The sequence below is a fragment of the Pseudomonas sp. PVC-5-1 genome (assembly GCF_057444345.1).
Map to the genome: position 1 here is coordinate 5,022,038 of NZ_CM172024.1, position 15,131 is coordinate 5,037,168.

Sequence of the window (15,131 nt, forward strand, 5' to 3'; positions counted from 1 at the left end):
ATCCTCAGCGGAACGGCGGCTCATCAAAGCTGCGCAGTTTACGCGAGTGCAGCGAGTTGAGCTCGGTGCGCAGCAGGTCGAGGGCGGCAATGCCGATCTTCAGATGCTGGCTGACCGCCCGGTTATAGAAGGCGTTGGCCGAACCCGGCAGCTTGATCTCGCTGTGCAGCGGTTTGTCGGATACACACAGCAAGGTGCCGTACGGCACGCGCAAGCGGTAACCCTGGGCGGCAATGGTACCGCTTTCCATGTCCACCGCCACGGCACGCGACAGGTTGATCAGCGGCCGCTCCTGGGCCCAGCGCAGCTCCCAGTTGCGGTCGTCGTAGGTCAGCACGGTGCCGGTGCGCAGGCGCTTTTTCAGCTGTTCGCCACGCTCGCCGGTGACCTGCGCGGCGGCTTCCTGCAAGGCCAGCTGCACTTCGGCCAGCGCCGGAATCGGGATGTTCGGCGGCACCACCCGGTCGAGAATACCGTCACGGCGCATGTAGGCGTGTGCCAGCACATAATCGCCGATGGTCTGCGACTGCCGCAGGCCGCCGCAGTGGCCGATCATCAGCCAGCAGTGCGGGCGCAGCACGGCCAGGTGGTCGGTGATGTTCTTGGCATTGGACGGGCCGACGCCAATGTTGACCAGCGTGACGCCGTCGCCGTCGGCGGCGATCAGGTGATAAGCCGGCATCTGGTAGCGGTGCCAGACCACGCTTGCCACCAGGGCCTGGGTTTCACCGTGGTCCATGCCCTTTTCGATCACCACGTTGCCCGGCAGCACCATGCGCACGAAGCGTGGGTCGTCACGCAACTGGTCGAGGCCGTGGCTGATGAACTGGTCGACATAGCGGTGATAGTTGGTCAACAGGATCCATGGCTGCACATGGCGCCAGTCGCTGCCGGTGTAGTGCACCAGACGGCGCAGCGAGAAGTCGACCCGTGCGGCATCGAACAGCGCCAGCGGCAGAGTCTCGGCACTGCCCCAGTCATACAGGCCGTCGGCGATGTTGTCGGTCGCAGCCGACAGGTCGGTGCTGGGGAACACCCGCGCCAGCTGCGCGGCGGTGATGCCGCTGCCGGCCAGTTCGTCGCCCTGGTCGACCACGTAGGGGTAAGGGATGTTCTGTTCACTGACGCCGACCTCTACCGTGACGGTGTAGTCGTGCATCAGCGGGCGCAGTTGCTCCAGCAGGTAGCCACGAAAAGCAGCCGGCTGGGTGATGGTGACGCTGTAGGTACCTGCCACCTGAACCTTGGCGTAGGCCCGCGTGGTGGCGGCGACTTCACCATGGCTGTAATAGGTCAGGCGCAGCGCCGGGTAGCGGAACAGGTCGCGCTCTTCGGCGCCCGGCTCGGTACGGTCCTTCAGGTAACGCTTGAGGGCCTGGCTAAGGGCCCCGGTGGCCTGGTCATGCAGGGCCGCCAGACGGTCGACGGCCTGTTCGGGGGTATCAACGACTACAAAAGCTTGGCTCACACTGTGCTTCCTGTCTGGACATGCATGTGAACCATCTTGCCTGCCTTCTTGGCTAAATACACCCCCATTGATCGGTGTTGCATCCATTCGCGGGCACGCCCGCTCCCACAGGATCTTCACTGCCCTCAAGCACGACGCAGTACCTGTGGGAGCGGGCGAGCCCGCGAAGAAGCCAGCTCAGTTCGCCCAGGCTGGCGTAGCCCTGGCCACCAATGCCTCCACATCCACACCCCGCGGCAACGCCCCGTACACGCGCCCGCCCCCCGTCAAGCGGCTGTCGATAAACGCATCACTGACCACCGCATTGCCCGCCTCCAGCAATAGTTTGGCCTGCAGCGCCAGGGCAATATCCTCGGTCAGCTGCCGCGCGCGGTACTGCATGTCGCCAGTGTCGGCAAACGCCCCCTTGAGGTTGCCGATGTGCGCCGCCAGACGCGGGTCCCCGTGCCCATCGCCCAGCTCGGCAAACAGCGCATCGAGCACGCCCGGCTCCTTGGACAAGGCCCGCAGCACGTCCAGGCATTGCACATTGCCCGAGCCTTCCCAGGTGGAGTTGACCGGCGCTTCGCGGTACAGCCGTGGCAGGATGCTGTCTTCCACATAACCCGCCCCACCCAGGCACTCGGCGGCCTCGTTGATCATGGCCGGCGCGCGCTTGCAGATCCAGTACTTGCCCACCGCCGTGACCAGCCGGGCGAAATGCGCCTGCTGCGGGTCTTCCAGCTGCTCCAGCGCCTGCCCCATGCGCAGGCTCAGCGCCAGCGCGGCCTCGCTTTCCAACGCCAGGTCGGCCAGCACGTTCTGCATCAACGGCTGCTCGCTCAGCAGCCGCCCGCCGACCTTGCGGTGCGCGCAATGGTGGGTCGCCTGGGTCAGCGCCTGGCGCATCAGGGCGCTGGAGCCGACCATGCAGTCGAAGCGCGTCATGGCCACCATTTCGATGATGGTCGGCACGCCCCGCCCTTCTTCCCCGACCATCCATGCCAGGGCACCGCGGAATTCCACCTCGCTGGAGGCGTTGGAACTGTTGCCCAGCTTGTTCTTCAGGCGCTGGATATAGAACTGGTTGCGGCTGTCGTCGGGGCGGTGACGCGGCAGCAGGAAGCAGCTCAGGCCTTTTTCGGTCTGGGCCAGGGTCAGAAAAGCATCGCACATGGGCGCCGAGCAGAACCACTTATGCCCGACCAGTTCGTAGGGCTGCCCCGGGCCCGCGGCGCCGACTGGATAAGCCCGGGTAGTGTTGGCCCGTACATCGGTGCCGCCCTGCTTCTCGGTCATGGCCATGCCCAGGGTGACCCCGGCCTTGTGGCGGTCGCCGACGTTACGCGGGTCGTACTCGCAGGCAAGGATTTTCGGCAGCCAGTATTCGGCCAGTTCGGGTTGCAGCCGCAGCGCTGGCACAGCGGCGAAGGTCATGGTCAGCGGGCAGCCGGTACCGGCCTCGGCCTGGCTGTGCAGATAGGTCATCGAAGCCCGCGCCACATGGGCGCCTGGGCGGGGTTCGGCCCATGGCAGCGCCGGCAGGCCGTGCTCGACGGCGGTGCGCATCAGTTCGTGGTAGGCGGGGTGGAACTCGACCAGGTCGATGCGATGGCCGTAGCGGTCGTGGCTGCTGAACTCCGGCTTGTGCGCATTGGCCAGGAAGCCCGCCTGCATCAGCGGGCCACCGGCCAGGGCACCGTAGGCATCGATCCGCGATTCGGCCCAACCCGCACCGAAACGCCGCGACCATTCCTGTAGCGGAATGTCGAGGCGGTAAAGGTTGGCACCGTCGAGGGGCGGTGGCTGGTTGGTGACTTCGTGGGTTTCAGCGTACTGGTGCAGGTTCATCGGGGGCTCCTGGATCCGGGTAGCTTGAGAGCCCCAGTGAAGCACTCCCCGTGGGTCAGTCAAAGTGACATTAATGACTAAACATGTGGTGGGGGGCGCATATGTTGAGGATGCAGCGGGGATGAGAGGTGTTTGCCACAACCAAATGCCATGCCTTCACAGCGACTGCCGCGCCTGCAGTATGTGCGGGCTCATCTGCACCTGCGCTATAGCCATGTTCAAACTCAACTCGAACCGGCTCCCCAACCCCCGCGTCGACTCATGCGACAACCGTGCCCCGAGCAACTCCCCCATCTGCCGACAAATCGACAAACCAATCCCCAGCCCGCCATAACGCCGGGTCATCGAGCCATCGACCTGGAAGAAGCGCTGGTACAGGGTCGCCTGATCGAGATCATCGAAGCCGATACCGCTGTCGCTGACCATGAAGGTCAGCGCCAGGTCGTCCGGCCCCACCCGGCGCCCGCGCACCTGGATCATCACCCCGCCCTGGTGGGTGAACTTCAAACCGTTGTCCACCAGGCACCCCAGGCAGCGGGCCAGCTTCTGAGCATCGCCCTGCAACCCGTCCGGCACATCGGCCGGGATGTCCAGGCTCAGGTACAAGCCTTTGCCCAAAGCCTGCCCGGCATAACCGGCACGTACGCCCTGCAGCAGGTCACGCAGGCTGAATGGCGCCGGCTGCGCGCGCAGGCGGCCGGCCTGTAGTTCGGAGAGGGTAAGTATGGCATCGACCATATCCATCATGCCCTGGGCCGAGCCCACCGCCGTGCGGTGATACTGGGCCATCTCGGCCTCCATCGGCAGGGTGTGCATCAGCTCCAGCGAGCCGATCACACCATTCATCGGCGTGCGCAGCTCATGGGTCACGCTGGCCAGGAATTCGTCTTTCAGCCGGTTGCTCCTGGCCAGTTGCAGGTTCAGTTGTTCCAGTGTGCGCCCGGTGTCACGCAAGGTCTGCGCCTGCTGCTCGCGCAGGCTGTTGATGCGGTCGGCCAGCGCCAGCGACAGCAAGGCCACCTCAAGCGCCGACCCCAGCTGGCTGGCATACATGGTGATGAACACGTTCGGCAGGTAGCCCAGCACCATCAGGGTGTTGACCAGGCCTCCGAGCAGGAACGCCGTCCAGGCGATGATGAACCAGCGTGCCACGCGCAAGCCTCGCCACCAGGCGTACAGCCCGGCAGCGAAGATGCTCACGGTAAACAGCAACGCCAGCATAGTGGCCATGCGCAGGGCGACGCCGTAGGGCATGCTCACCGCCAGCACCATGACCAGCGCGCCACCCAGCATCAGCAGCTGCAGCAGCCGGTCGAAACCACGGCTGATGCTGCCCAGTTGCAGGAAGTGCCGGGCGAACTGGCAGCCGAACAGGCCAGCTGCCCCGATGAACAACGGCGTCGAAGCATTCGCCCACCACGGGCTGTCCGGCCAGAAGTAGGCCACACCAGCACCATTCACCGACACCTGGTAAAAGCCGAACGAGGCGATATAGAGGATGTAGTAGAGGTAGCTGACGTCGCGCACGCTGAGGTAGATGAACAGGTTGTACACCAGCATCACCAGCAACACGCCGTAGATCATCCCCAGCACATACAGGCGCGTGGGCTGCTCCTCCATGTAGGCCTGGGCAGACCAAAGCGCCAGCGGCGCCTGCACCGAGCCCTGGCTGTGCAGGCGCAGGTAGGCGGTGGTCACCTGGCCAGGCTGCAGCTGCAGTTCGAACAGGTAGTTGTTCTGCAGTATTTGACGGCTGTGGTAGGGCAAGGCGTCGCCGGTGCGCCGGGCCAGGCGGTAACTGCCGCTGCCGTCGGGCAGGTAGAGCTCGAGGTGATCCAGCGGCGGGTAGGCCAACTCCAGCAGCCATTGCCGTGGGGCGGCGCCAGGCGCGGCTACAGGGCGCAGTTCGACCTTGAGCCAGAACACCGAGGTGGAATAACCGGCGTTCAACACGTCTTTGTGGTGGGGGCGAAAATGCTTGGCGAAATCAGGGGCACTGACCTGGGTGATGCTGGCACTGCCATCGGGGTCTTCATAAACCTGCATGGCCTTGCCCAGCGGAAGATGCCGGGTAGCTGCGTCGAAATCGACTGCCCCGGCCAGCACGGGCAGCAAGCCCAGAAGCACAATCAGCAAATAGCGCATACAGCCCCAGCATGGCCTGTCCAGTCGAGTCGCGGTTGCCTCCTATCCGTTTGAGACGACACGATCCGGCAGAACCCGTTTGTAGAGTTATCCGAGCACTCTAGCATAGCTTCGCAACCTGGCAATCGACCATATCCAATCACAAAGAAAAGGCTCTAAATCAATGCTTTCAGAAATTAAACCGGCAAAAATCTGACCTTATGATCAACAAAACTCGTTTGTAGGACGATCCGCCCAAACAGGATTGGTGGTAAGCTCGCCGACCATGAATACCTACAGCTCCCGCCCCGTTGTCCTCTGTCTCTCCGGCCACGACCCCAGTGGCGGCGCCGGCCTGCAGGCAGATATCGAAGCCCTGATCGCCCAAGGCTGTCACGCCGCACCCGCAGTGACCGCCCTGACCGTGCAGGATACCGTCAACGTTTCCGACTTCCGCGTGCTCGACCGCGAGTGGGTGCTGGCCCAGGCCAACGCCGTGCTGGCCGACTCCTCGGTGGCCGCCGTCAAACTCGGCATGCTCGGTTCGATCGAAATGGTCGACACCGTCGCCGAACTGCTGGCGGCCCACCCGCATCTGCCGCTGGTCTGCGACCCAGTGCTGCGTGCCGGTGGTGGTGGTCGCCTGGACAAGGACGAAGTGGGCTACGCCCTGCGCGAACGCCTACTGCCGCTGGCGACCATCGCCACGCCGAACCTGCCCGAAGCCCGCATCCTTGCCGAACTGCCCGAAGGCACCGCCGACGAGTGTGCCGAGAAACTGTTGCCGTTCTGTAGACACCTGCTGATTACCGGCGGTCACGGCGACGAAGACGAAATTCACAACCGCCTTTACAGCCGTGCCGGCCAGCACCACACCTGGACCTGCCAGCGCCTGCCGGGCAGCTACCACGGTTCGGGCTGCACCCTGGCCAGTGCCCTGGCCGGCCGCCTGGCCCTTGGCGAGCAGCTGGAAAGCGCCGTCCGCAGCGCCCTGGACTACACCTGGCGCACCCTGCGTGACGCCGAACAGCTGGGCAAGGGCCAGTTCGTGCCGCGCCGCCTGCCGCTGGATTTCTGCTCCTGACACGAGGCCTCCAATGAAGCTACGCGGTCTGTACGCCATCACCGACAGCCAGCTGCTCGCTGGCCGTTTCCTGTCCCATGTCGAGGCGGCACTGGAAGGCGGCGTATGCCTGCTGCAGTACCGCGACAAAAGTGACGACGCGGCACGCCGCCTGCGCGAAGCTGAAGGGCTTATGCAGCTCTGCGAGCGCTACGGCACTCAGCTGATCATCAACGACGACGCCGAACTGGCCGCGCGCCTGGGCGTCGGCGTGCACCTGGGCCAGACCGACGGCCCGCTGACCCCGGCCCGCGCATTGCTCGGCCGCCAGGCGATCATCGGTTCCACCTGCCACGCCAGCCTCGAGCTGGCCGCGCAGGCTGCCAGCGAAGGCGCCAGCTACGTGGCCTTTGGCCGCTTCTTCAATTCCGTCACCAAGCCGGGTGCACCCGCTGCCAACATCGAACTGCTGGAGCAGGCCCGCGCCCAGGTGAAACTGCCGATCGCGGTGATCGGCGGCATTACCCTCGACAACGCCGCCCCGCTGGTCGCCCATGGCGCCGACTTGCTGGCGGTGATCCACGGCCTGTTCGGTGCCGACAGCGCTCAGGAAGTCACCCGCCGCGCCCGCGCCTTCAACGCCTTGTTCGCATCCTGATTCGAGAGAACCCCCATGTCCCGTTCCGAAGCCCTGTTCGCCCAAGCCCAGAAGCACATCCCCGGTGGCGTCAACTCGCCGGTCCGCGCTTTCAAGAGCGTTGGCGGCACGCCGCTGTTCTTCAAGCATGCCGAAGGCGCCTACGTCGTTGACGAGGATGACAAGCGCTACGTCGACTACGTCGGCTCCTGGGGCCCGATGATCCTCGGCCACGGCCACCCGGAGGTACTGGACTCGGTACGCAGGCAGCTGGAGCACGGCCTGTCCTATGGCGCCCCGACCGCCATGGAAACCGAGATGGCCGACCTGGTCTGCTCGCTGGTGCCATCCATGGAGATGGTGCGCATGGTCAGCTCGGGCACCGAAGCCACCATGAGCGCCATCCGCCTGGCCCGTGGCTACACCGGCCGTGACGCCATCATCAAGTTCGAAGGCTGCTACCACGGCCACTCCGACAGCCTGCTGGTAAAAGCAGGCTCCGGCCTGCTGACCCAGGGTGTGCCGAGCTCGGCGGGCGTGCCGGCGGACTTCGCCAAACACACCCTGACCCTGCCGTTCAACGACATCGCCGCCGTCGAGAAGACCCTGGCCGAAGTCGGCCAGACCGTAGCCTGCATCATCGTCGAGCCGGTAGCCGGCAACATGAACTGCGTACCGCCGGCGCCAGGCTTCCTCGAAGGCCTGCGCGAGCAGTGCGACAAGCACGGCGTGGTGTTGATCTTCGACGAAGTGATGACCGGTTTCCGCGTTTCGCTCGGCGGCGCCCAGGGCCACTACGGCATCAAGCCGGACCTGTCGACCTTCGGCAAGATCGTCGGCGGCGGCATGCCGGTCGGCTGCTTCGGCGGCAAGCGTGAAATCATGGGCTGCATCGCCCCGCTCGGCCCGGTCTACCAGGCCGGTACCCTATCGGGTAACCCGCTGGCCATGGCCGCCGGCCTGACCACCCTGAAGCTGATCAGCCGCCCGGGCTTCCACGCCGAGCTGACCGACTACACCAGCCGCATGCTCGACGGCCTGCAACAGCGCGCCGATGCCGCTGGCGTGCCGTTCGTCACCACCCAGGCCGGTGCCATGTTCGGCCTGTACTTCAGCGGCGCCGACGACATCGTCACCTTCGAAGACGTGATGGCCAGCGATGCCGAGCGCTTCAAGCGCTTCTTCCACCTGATGCTCGATGGTGGCGTGTACCTGGCGCCGAGCGCGTTCGAGGCCGGCTTTACCTCCATCGCCCATGGGGACAAGGAGCTGCAGATCACCCTGGATGCGGCTGAAAAGGCTTTTGCAGCTCTGAAGTAATTGTCAGCCTGTACCGGCCCTTTCGCGGGCACGCCCGCTCCCACAGGTTCTGCACCAACCTTGAAAATGGTGCGATCCCTGTGGGGGCGGGCGGGCCCGCGAAGAGGCCGGGACAGGCAACAAAAGACCCTGCACAATCAGCTGACTTCCCCAACCAAGCAGAAATTCGAGTAAAACTTTGTAAGGTTGGCGCTGCTTATCCCATAATGTGCCACCAGAGACATTGGCCGCAGCTTTGCAGAGGTAAGTCGATCCCCATGAACCGCACCGGCCGCGCCCTGACCCTGGGCTGCCTGTTGCTTCTTCAGCCCCTGCTGGCTCTGGCGGAGGGCGGTAACTCGTTGCTGATTCCGGCGACGGGCCGCTGCACCTTGAATGTCCAGCCTGAAGACCTGGCAAACGCCCTCAAGGCTTGTGAGCAGACGGCAACGGCGGGGGATGCCCAGGCGCAATTCGAACTGGGCGAGTACTACTACACGCAAACGCCGAAAAACCTGGGCAAAGCCCTGAACTGGTTCGAAAAGGCCTCGCTGCAAGGCCATGCCGAGGCCCAGTACCGCCTGGGCGCCATGTTCTTCCGTGGCGAAGGGGTCAAGGCCAACAATGTGCAGGCCTACATACTGCTGAAGATGGCCGCGGTCAACGGCGCCGAGGATGCGCTGGACATGGCCGACGAAGTGACCGAGCAAATGCCCCGCGACGAGCTGGAGCATGCCACCCAGGTGCTCGGCCAGATCTTCCGCAAGTACCTGCTGGAACTGCAGAACGCCGAAGGGCGCACGCCGTTCTCGCCACTCCCATGAGGGTTACTTTTCCGGCATCGGCATGGGGAACGGCATCACGTTGCCGCCGCCCTTGGCTTCACTGATCTTAGCCGTGCCCAGTCGCTCCACCTCGTCGATGCGCACGATCGAGTGCATCGGCACGAAGCTGCGGATCACCCCATCGAACTGGCTCTTGAGCTTCTCCTCGCTCGGGTCCACCACCAGCTGCGAACGCTCGCCGAACACGAACTCCTCGATTTCCAGGAACCCCCACAGGTCGCTCTGGTAGATCTGCTTGGCATACATCTCGAAGACCTGCCCCTGGTTGAGGAAGATCACTTTATAGATGGCAGGTTCGCGTTTGCTCATGTTCGTCGGGATAACACATGCGTAAGAAAAGGCGGGCATCATACCTGTTCCGGCCCCTTCGCGGGCAAGCCCGCTCCCACAGGTATTGCGCCCACCTTCGAAGCGGTGCGGTACCTGTGGGAGCGGGCGTGCCCGCGAAGAGGCCGGAACAGGCCATACATACCGTTGAACGTTTCAGTGCTTTCGCCACTGCCATTCAAGGGTTATTCTTGAGTTCACATCCATTGCCGTCGAGCGGCTAAAAACGACCTTGAACGCACCCATACAACCCCATCGCTTCATCCTCGAACCCTTCGAGGCCCACCGTTTCGCCAACTTGTGCGGCCAGTTCGACGAGCACCTGCGCCTGATCGAACAGCGCCTGGCCATCGAGATCCGCAACCGCGGCAATCAGTTCGAACTGATCGGCGAACCCAAGACCACCTCCGCTGCCGAACAACTGCTGCGCCGTCTCTACCGCGAGACAAAGGCCAGCGACCTGTCGCCGGAAACCGTGCATCTGTACCTGCAGGAATCGACCGTCGAGAACATCGACAACCCGGCCGTCAACGAGGTCAGCGTGTCGCTGCGCACGCGCAAGGGCAACATCCGCCCGCGCGGGGTCAACCAGCAACGCTACGTCAAGGAAATCCTGGCCAACGACATCAACTTCGGCATCGGCCCGGCCGGTACCGGCAAGACCTACCTGGCCGTGGCCTGCGCCGTGGACGCGCTGGAACGCGAACAGGTGCGCCGGATCCTGCTGGTGCGACCTGCGGTAGAGGCGGGCGAGAAGCTCGGCTTCCTGCCCGGCGACCTGGCCCAGAAGATCGACCCGTACCTGCGCCCGCTGTACGACGCCCTGTACGAAATGCTCGGCTTCGAACATGTGGCCAAGCTGATCGAGCGCCAGGTGATCGAGATCGCGCCGCTGGCCTACATGCGTGGCCGCACCCTGAACAACAGCTTCATCATCCTCGACGAGAGCCAGAACACCACGCTGGAACAGATGAAGATGTTCCTTACCCGTATCGGCTTTGGCTCCACCGCGGTCATCACCGGTGACATCACCCAGGTCGACCTGCCCCGCGGCACCAAGTCAGGCCTGGCGCACGTCATCGAGGTGCTAAAGGACGTTCCGGGGATCAGTTTCACCCACTTCCAACCCAAAGATGTGGTTCGTCACCCACTGGTGCAGCGCATTGTCGAGGCCTACGACCGCTTCGATGCCCGCCAGACCAAGCCCGAGGCGCCCGGCAAAGATGCTTGAACTCGATATTCAACGGGCCACGGATGCTGCCGCCCCGGATGACACCGCCTTTCGCCGCTGGTGCGAACTGGCCCTGCGCCAGCGCAGCGCCGATTCGGAAATGACCATTCGCCTGGTCGACGAAGCCGAAGGCCGCGAGCTGAACCACACCTACCGGCACAAGGACTACGCGACCAATGTGCTGTCGTTCCCGGCCGACGTCCCCGACGACCTGCTCGATATCCCGTTGCTGGGCGACCTGGTGATCTGCGTGCCAGTGGTCGAGCGCGAAGCCGCCGATCAAGGCAAGTCGCTGGAAGCGCACTGGGCACACCTGGTCATACACGGTTGCCTGCACCTGCTCGGCTACGACCACATCGAGGATGAGGAAGCCGAGGAAATGGAAGGCCTGGAACGGGAATTGCTGGCAGAACTGGGTCATCCAGACCCGTACGCCGACGATGAAACCGACACCATCACACACTGAAACACGAAGGATCACGAGAACCGCCATGAGCGAAGATCGATCGAGCAACGGGCAGAAGTCCTGGCTGGGTAAACTGACCCAGGCTTTTGCCCATGAGCCGAAAAACCGCCAGCAACTCCTTGAACTGCTGCGCGAAGCCCATCAGAACAAACTGCTGGACAGCGAAGCGCTGACCATCGTCGAAGGCGCCATCCAGGTGGCCGACCTGCAGGTTCGCGACATCATGGTGCCGCGTTCGCAGATGATCAGCATCAAGGCCAGCCAGTCGCCCCGCGAGTTCCTGCCGGCGGTGATCGACGCCGCGCACTCGCGCTACCCGGTGATCGGCGAAAGCCACGACGATGTGCTCGGGATCCTGCTCGCCAAGGACCTGCTGCCGCTGATCCTCAAGGAGAATGGCGACAGCTTCAACATCAAGGACCTGCTGCGCCCGGCCACTTTCGTGCCCGAGTCCAAGCGCCTGAACGTGCTGCTGCGCGAGTTCCGCGCCAACCATAACCACATGGCCATCGTCATCGACGAGTACGGCGGCGTGGCCGGCCTGGTCACCATCGAGGACGTGCTGGAGCAGATCGTCGGCGACATCGAGGACGAGCACGACGTCGAGGAAGACAGCTACATCAAACCGCTGCCCAGCGGCGACTTCCTGGTCAAGGCGCTTACCCCGATCGAAAACTTCAACGAGTTCTTCGACAGCGAATTCTCCGATGACGAGTTCGACACCGTCGGCGGCCTGGTAATGAGCGCCTTCGGTCACCTGCCCAAGCGCAACGAGACCACCGAGATCGGCCCTTACAAGTTCCGTATTCTCAATGCCGACAGCCGGCGGATACACTTGCTGCGCCTGACACCGATCACCCGTTAAGGACAAACATGCGTTGGATCACCCGCCCCGGCTGGCCCGGTAACCTGCTGGCCCTGGCGGCCGGTGCCTCCACCCTCCTGGCCCTGGCGCCTTTCGACATCTGGCCCTTGGCCGTGTTGTCCATCGCCCTGCTCTACCTCGGCCTGCGCGAGCTCAGCCCGCGCCAGGCCATGTGGCGCGGCTGGTGGTTCGGCTTCGGCCTGTACGGTGCCGGTACCTGGTGGATCTACGTCAGCATGAACACCTACGGCGGCGCCTCGCCGCTGCTGGCGATCCTGCTGCTGCTGGCGTTCTTCGCCGCCCTGGCCTGGTTCTTCGCCCTGCCCACCTGGCTGTGGGCACGCTGGCTGCGCCGCACCGAAGCACCACTGGCCGACGCCTTGTGCTTTGCCGCCCTGTGGCTGCTGCAAGAGGCCTTCCGCGGCTGGTTCCTGACCGGCTTCCCCTGGCTCTACGCCGGCTACAGCCAACTGGACGGCCCGCTGGCCGGCCTGGCACCGCTGGGTGGCGTGTGGCTGATTTCCTTCGCACTGGCCCTGACCGCTGCCCTGTTGTGCAACGTGCACCGCCTGCGCGCCCGCCCCTCGTTCCTCGCGGTGGGCTGCCTGCTGTTGCTGGCCCCGTGGGTGCTGGGCCTGGCGCTCAAGGGCCATGCCTGGACCAAGCCGGCGGGCGACCCACTGAAAGTGGCGGCCATCCAGGGCAACGTCGAGCAGGACCTGAAATGGGACCCGGCGCACATCGATGCGCAACTGGCGCTGTACCGTGACCTGAGCTTCAGCTCCAGGCCGGTAGACCTGCTGGTGTGGCCGGAAACCGCGGTCCCGGTGCTCAAGGACCAGGCCCAAGGCTATATCGACGTGATGGGCCGGTTTGCCGCCGAGCGGCATTCGGCGCTGATTACCGGCGTGCCGGTGCGTGAAGTGGTGCATCACCAGCGCCGCTACTACAACGGCATCACCGTCACTGGTGAAGGCGATGGCACCTACCTCAAGCAGAAGCTGGTGCCTTTTGGCGAGTATGTGCCGCTGCAGGACATGCTGCGTGGCCTGATCGAGTTCTTCAACCTGCCCATGTCGGACTTCGCCCGCGGGCCGGAAGACCAGCCGCTGCTGCAGGCCAAGGGCTACCAGATTGCGCCGTACATCTGCTACGAAGTGGTCTACCCCGAATTCGCCGCTGGCCTGGCGGCCCGCAGCGACCTGCTGCTGACCATCAGCAACGACACCTGGTTCGGTACCTCGATCGGCCCGTTGCAGCACCTGCAGATGGCACAGATGCGCGCGCTGGAAGCCGGGCGCTGGATGATCCGCGCCACCAACAATGGCGTGACCGCGCTGATCGACCCGTTTGGCCGCATTACCACGCAGGTACCGCAGTTCCAGCAGGCGGTGCTGTATGGCGAGGTGGTGCCGATGCAGAAGCTGACGCCGTACCTGCAATGGCGGTCGTGGCCGCTGGCGATAGTCTGTGCATTGCTGCTGGGTTGGGCGTTGCTGGCTGGGCGAATAGCCAAGACTGTCTGATGATGTCGCCTGTACCGGCCTCTTCGCGGGCACGCCCGCTCCCACAAGGGCTGTGATGAACCTGTGGGAGCGGGCGTGCCCGCGAAGAGGCCGGTACAGGCAGTACAAGGCTCAGTAGAACAGCCGATACCCCACCAACCCGGCCACTTCATTGAGCAACTGCCCGCTCTGCCACATCGCCCGGCTCTCCGGCAGCAACCCGCCGAACGGCCGCGCATGATCGCGCCCGAGGAACCCGACTGGCGCCGGGACCACCTCGAACCCCGCCTGCTCGAAGCTCCAGCGCGAGCGCTGCATGTGCCAGGCCTGGGTCACCACGACCACCCGGCGAATCCCCAACGGCTGCAGCACCTTGGCCGTCAGCCGGGCATTTTCCCAGGTCGTGCGGCTGCCCTCCTCTCGCCATTTCACCTCGACACCGAAATCTTCACGCAGGCGATCAGCCATCAACTGCGCCTCGCTCGGCGGCGAGTCATAGTGCAACCCGCCACTGGTCAACACCGGCAAGCCCGAAGCCTTGGCCAGCCGTGCGGCAAAGCGCATGCGCTCCAGCGCCGTGGCTGTGGGCTGGTCGCCACCACCCCAGGCCGGGTCACCCCGCTCACGCCCCGCGCCCAGCACCACAATGGCATCTGCCCGGCTTGCCAGGCCTGTCCAATCGCTTACCGCCAGTGGCGCTTCTGTCTCGAGCACACGAGCGGTTTCCTGCACCACCAGCGGCAGGCTCATCAGCCACAGGCCACCAAGGCCCAGGGCAAAGCACAGCGCTGCCAGCCGGGGCCGACGGCGGCGCAGCCACCACGCCACAAGCAGCAGCAGGAACAGGACGCCTGGCGGCATCAGCCATTGTTTGACGAAGAATCGGATCGACATTGGCCACACCTCCTTGGCAGGCGTGCAGCCTAGAAGGATCGACGCCGGTCAACAAGGGTGTGGCCGGCGCCGATCGTGAGCTGTGCAAAATTTAAGAACCGGCGCGCGATAGCCTGCGCCTGGCGTCCTGAACGGCTAGCGATGCGGCAGCGTCCTGGATCTCGCCGTGCTGGCGGGGCGTTTCTTGTCCTTGAGCCAGATGATCTTGGCCGATGTCGGCTCCGCTTGTGGGTAACTGCCGACACAGGCATTGTGGCGCTCCGGGAGGGAATCCAGGTAGGCCTTGATCAGTTCGAACTCTGCGTGGCTCAGGCCACGCAACTCCAGCTCGGCTGGCATTTCGTCGCGCAATCGCACCGAGGTCCTGGCCACTTCCAGCGCCAGGCCAAGCCGGTCGATCAGGCGTTCGTATAGCTCCGGTCTGATTGCGGGTAGCTGCGTCTCTCCCATCCGTTCACCTCATTGAAGATAAGAATATCTCCCCCCACACCTGAGCTTAGCGTCGTTGAAAAAAGCAGCCGTGTGCCGCGACCAGCGGGCATTCGCAACGAAGGTTTCCCACGATGCGCGGCGCTGC

14 protein-coding genes are annotated in these 15,131 nt (G+C 64.3%); 8 read left to right on the forward strand and 6 right to left on the reverse strand.

Annotation, left to right across the window (positions count from 1 at the left end; all coding sequences use genetic code 11):
• Positions 1-4: 4 nt before the first annotated feature.
• The 3 genes from amn to AC2T3R_RS22990 all read right to left on the reverse strand — a co-directional run bounded on the left by amn (position 5) and on the right by AC2T3R_RS22990 (position 5,443).
• Positions 5-1,468: an AMP nucleosidase gene (gene amn, locus AC2T3R_RS22980; RefSeq protein ID WP_015271928.1), complete on the reverse strand. Its 1,464-nt coding sequence runs from the start codon at positions 1,466-1,468 to the stop codon at positions 5-7.
• Positions 1,469-1,645: 177 nt separating this feature from the next.
• A complete protein-coding gene (locus AC2T3R_RS22985) occupies positions 1,646-3,298 on the reverse strand; it encodes an acyl-CoA dehydrogenase family protein (protein ID WP_486744311.1) in 1,653 nt (550 codons plus the stop codon).
• Between the two features lie 156 nt (positions 3,299-3,454).
• Entirely contained in the window at positions 3,455-5,443 is a 1,989-nt protein-coding gene (locus AC2T3R_RS22990; RefSeq protein ID WP_410952216.1) for a sensor histidine kinase, read from the reverse strand.
• A gap of 265 nt (positions 5,444-5,708) precedes the next feature.
• Between AC2T3R_RS22990 and AC2T3R_RS22995 the strand changes: the two genes are divergently transcribed.
• The 4 genes from AC2T3R_RS22995 (at position 5,709) to AC2T3R_RS23010 (ending at position 9,245) form a co-directional block, all read left to right on the forward strand.
• Positions 5,709-6,506: a hydroxymethylpyrimidine/phosphomethylpyrimidine kinase gene (locus AC2T3R_RS22995; RefSeq protein WP_486744312.1), complete on the forward strand. Its 798-nt coding sequence runs from the start codon at positions 5,709-5,711 to the stop codon at positions 6,504-6,506.
• 13 nt (positions 6,507-6,519) lie between these two features.
• Positions 6,520-7,143, forward strand: coding sequence for a thiamine phosphate synthase (gene thiE, locus AC2T3R_RS23000; protein WP_003257589.1), 624 nt, complete (start codon positions 6,520-6,522; stop codon positions 7,141-7,143).
• Positions 7,144-7,158: 15 nt separating this feature from the next.
• Positions 7,159-8,442, forward strand: a complete 1,284-nt coding sequence (gene hemL / locus AC2T3R_RS23005; RefSeq protein WP_013974339.1) for a glutamate-1-semialdehyde 2,1-aminomutase — start codon at positions 7,159-7,161, stop codon at positions 8,440-8,442.
• A 257-nt stretch (positions 8,443-8,699) separates the two neighbouring features.
• Positions 8,700-9,245, forward strand: a complete 546-nt coding sequence (locus tag AC2T3R_RS23010; RefSeq protein ID WP_003257587.1) for a tetratricopeptide repeat protein — start codon at positions 8,700-8,702, stop codon at positions 9,243-9,245.
• A 3-nt stretch (positions 9,246-9,248) separates the two neighbouring features.
• On the opposite strand, the gene AC2T3R_RS23015 is transcribed toward AC2T3R_RS23010, so the two are convergent.
• Complete coding sequence (locus AC2T3R_RS23015; protein ID WP_013974341.1) at positions 9,249-9,575, reverse strand: DUF1820 family protein; 327 nt, start codon at positions 9,573-9,575, stop codon at positions 9,249-9,251.
• Between the two features lie 250 nt (positions 9,576-9,825).
• Here AC2T3R_RS23015 and AC2T3R_RS23020 point away from each other — a divergent pair, with 250 nt between their 5' ends.
• Genes AC2T3R_RS23020 through lnt form a run of 4 tightly spaced genes read left to right on the forward strand, consistent with a single transcriptional unit; the run spans position 9,826 to position 13,681 of the window.
• Positions 9,826-10,824 (forward strand): PhoH family protein, encoded by a 999-nt coding sequence (locus tag AC2T3R_RS23020; protein ID WP_486744313.1) that lies wholly within the window; start codon positions 9,826-9,828, stop codon positions 10,822-10,824.
• Positions 10,817-11,290, forward strand: coding sequence for an rRNA maturation RNase YbeY (gene ybeY, locus AC2T3R_RS23025; RefSeq protein WP_013974343.1), 474 nt, complete (start codon positions 10,817-10,819; stop codon positions 11,288-11,290). The genes AC2T3R_RS23020 and ybeY overlap by 8 nt, the downstream gene beginning before the upstream one ends.
• A 25-nt stretch (positions 11,291-11,315) precedes the next feature.
• The gene (locus AC2T3R_RS23030; RefSeq protein ID WP_003257584.1) at positions 11,316-12,155 is read left to right on the forward strand and encodes a CorC family transporter; all 840 of its coding nucleotides are present in this window, start codon (positions 11,316-11,318) and stop codon (positions 12,153-12,155) included.
• Positions 12,156-12,163: 8 nt separating this feature from the next.
• On the forward strand, positions 12,164-13,681 hold the full coding sequence (lnt, locus tag AC2T3R_RS23035; RefSeq protein WP_013974344.1) for an apolipoprotein N-acyltransferase: 1,518 nt from the start codon (positions 12,164-12,166) through the stop codon (positions 13,679-13,681).
• Positions 13,682-13,792: 111 nt separating this feature from the next.
• Here lnt and AC2T3R_RS23040 read toward each other — a convergent pair whose 3' ends face one another.
• Both AC2T3R_RS23040 and AC2T3R_RS23045 read right to left on the reverse strand, forming a co-directional pair.
• Positions 13,793-14,554 carry a YdcF family protein gene (locus tag AC2T3R_RS23040; protein ID WP_054573596.1) on the reverse strand — a complete coding sequence of 254 codons (762 nt, stop codon included), beginning with the start codon at positions 14,552-14,554 and terminating at the stop codon, positions 13,793-13,795.
• 135 nt (positions 14,555-14,689) lie between these two features.
• Complete coding sequence (locus AC2T3R_RS23045) at positions 14,690-15,004, reverse strand: hypothetical protein (protein WP_003257582.1); 315 nt, start codon at positions 15,002-15,004, stop codon at positions 14,690-14,692.
• Positions 15,005-15,131 lie beyond the last annotated feature (127 nt).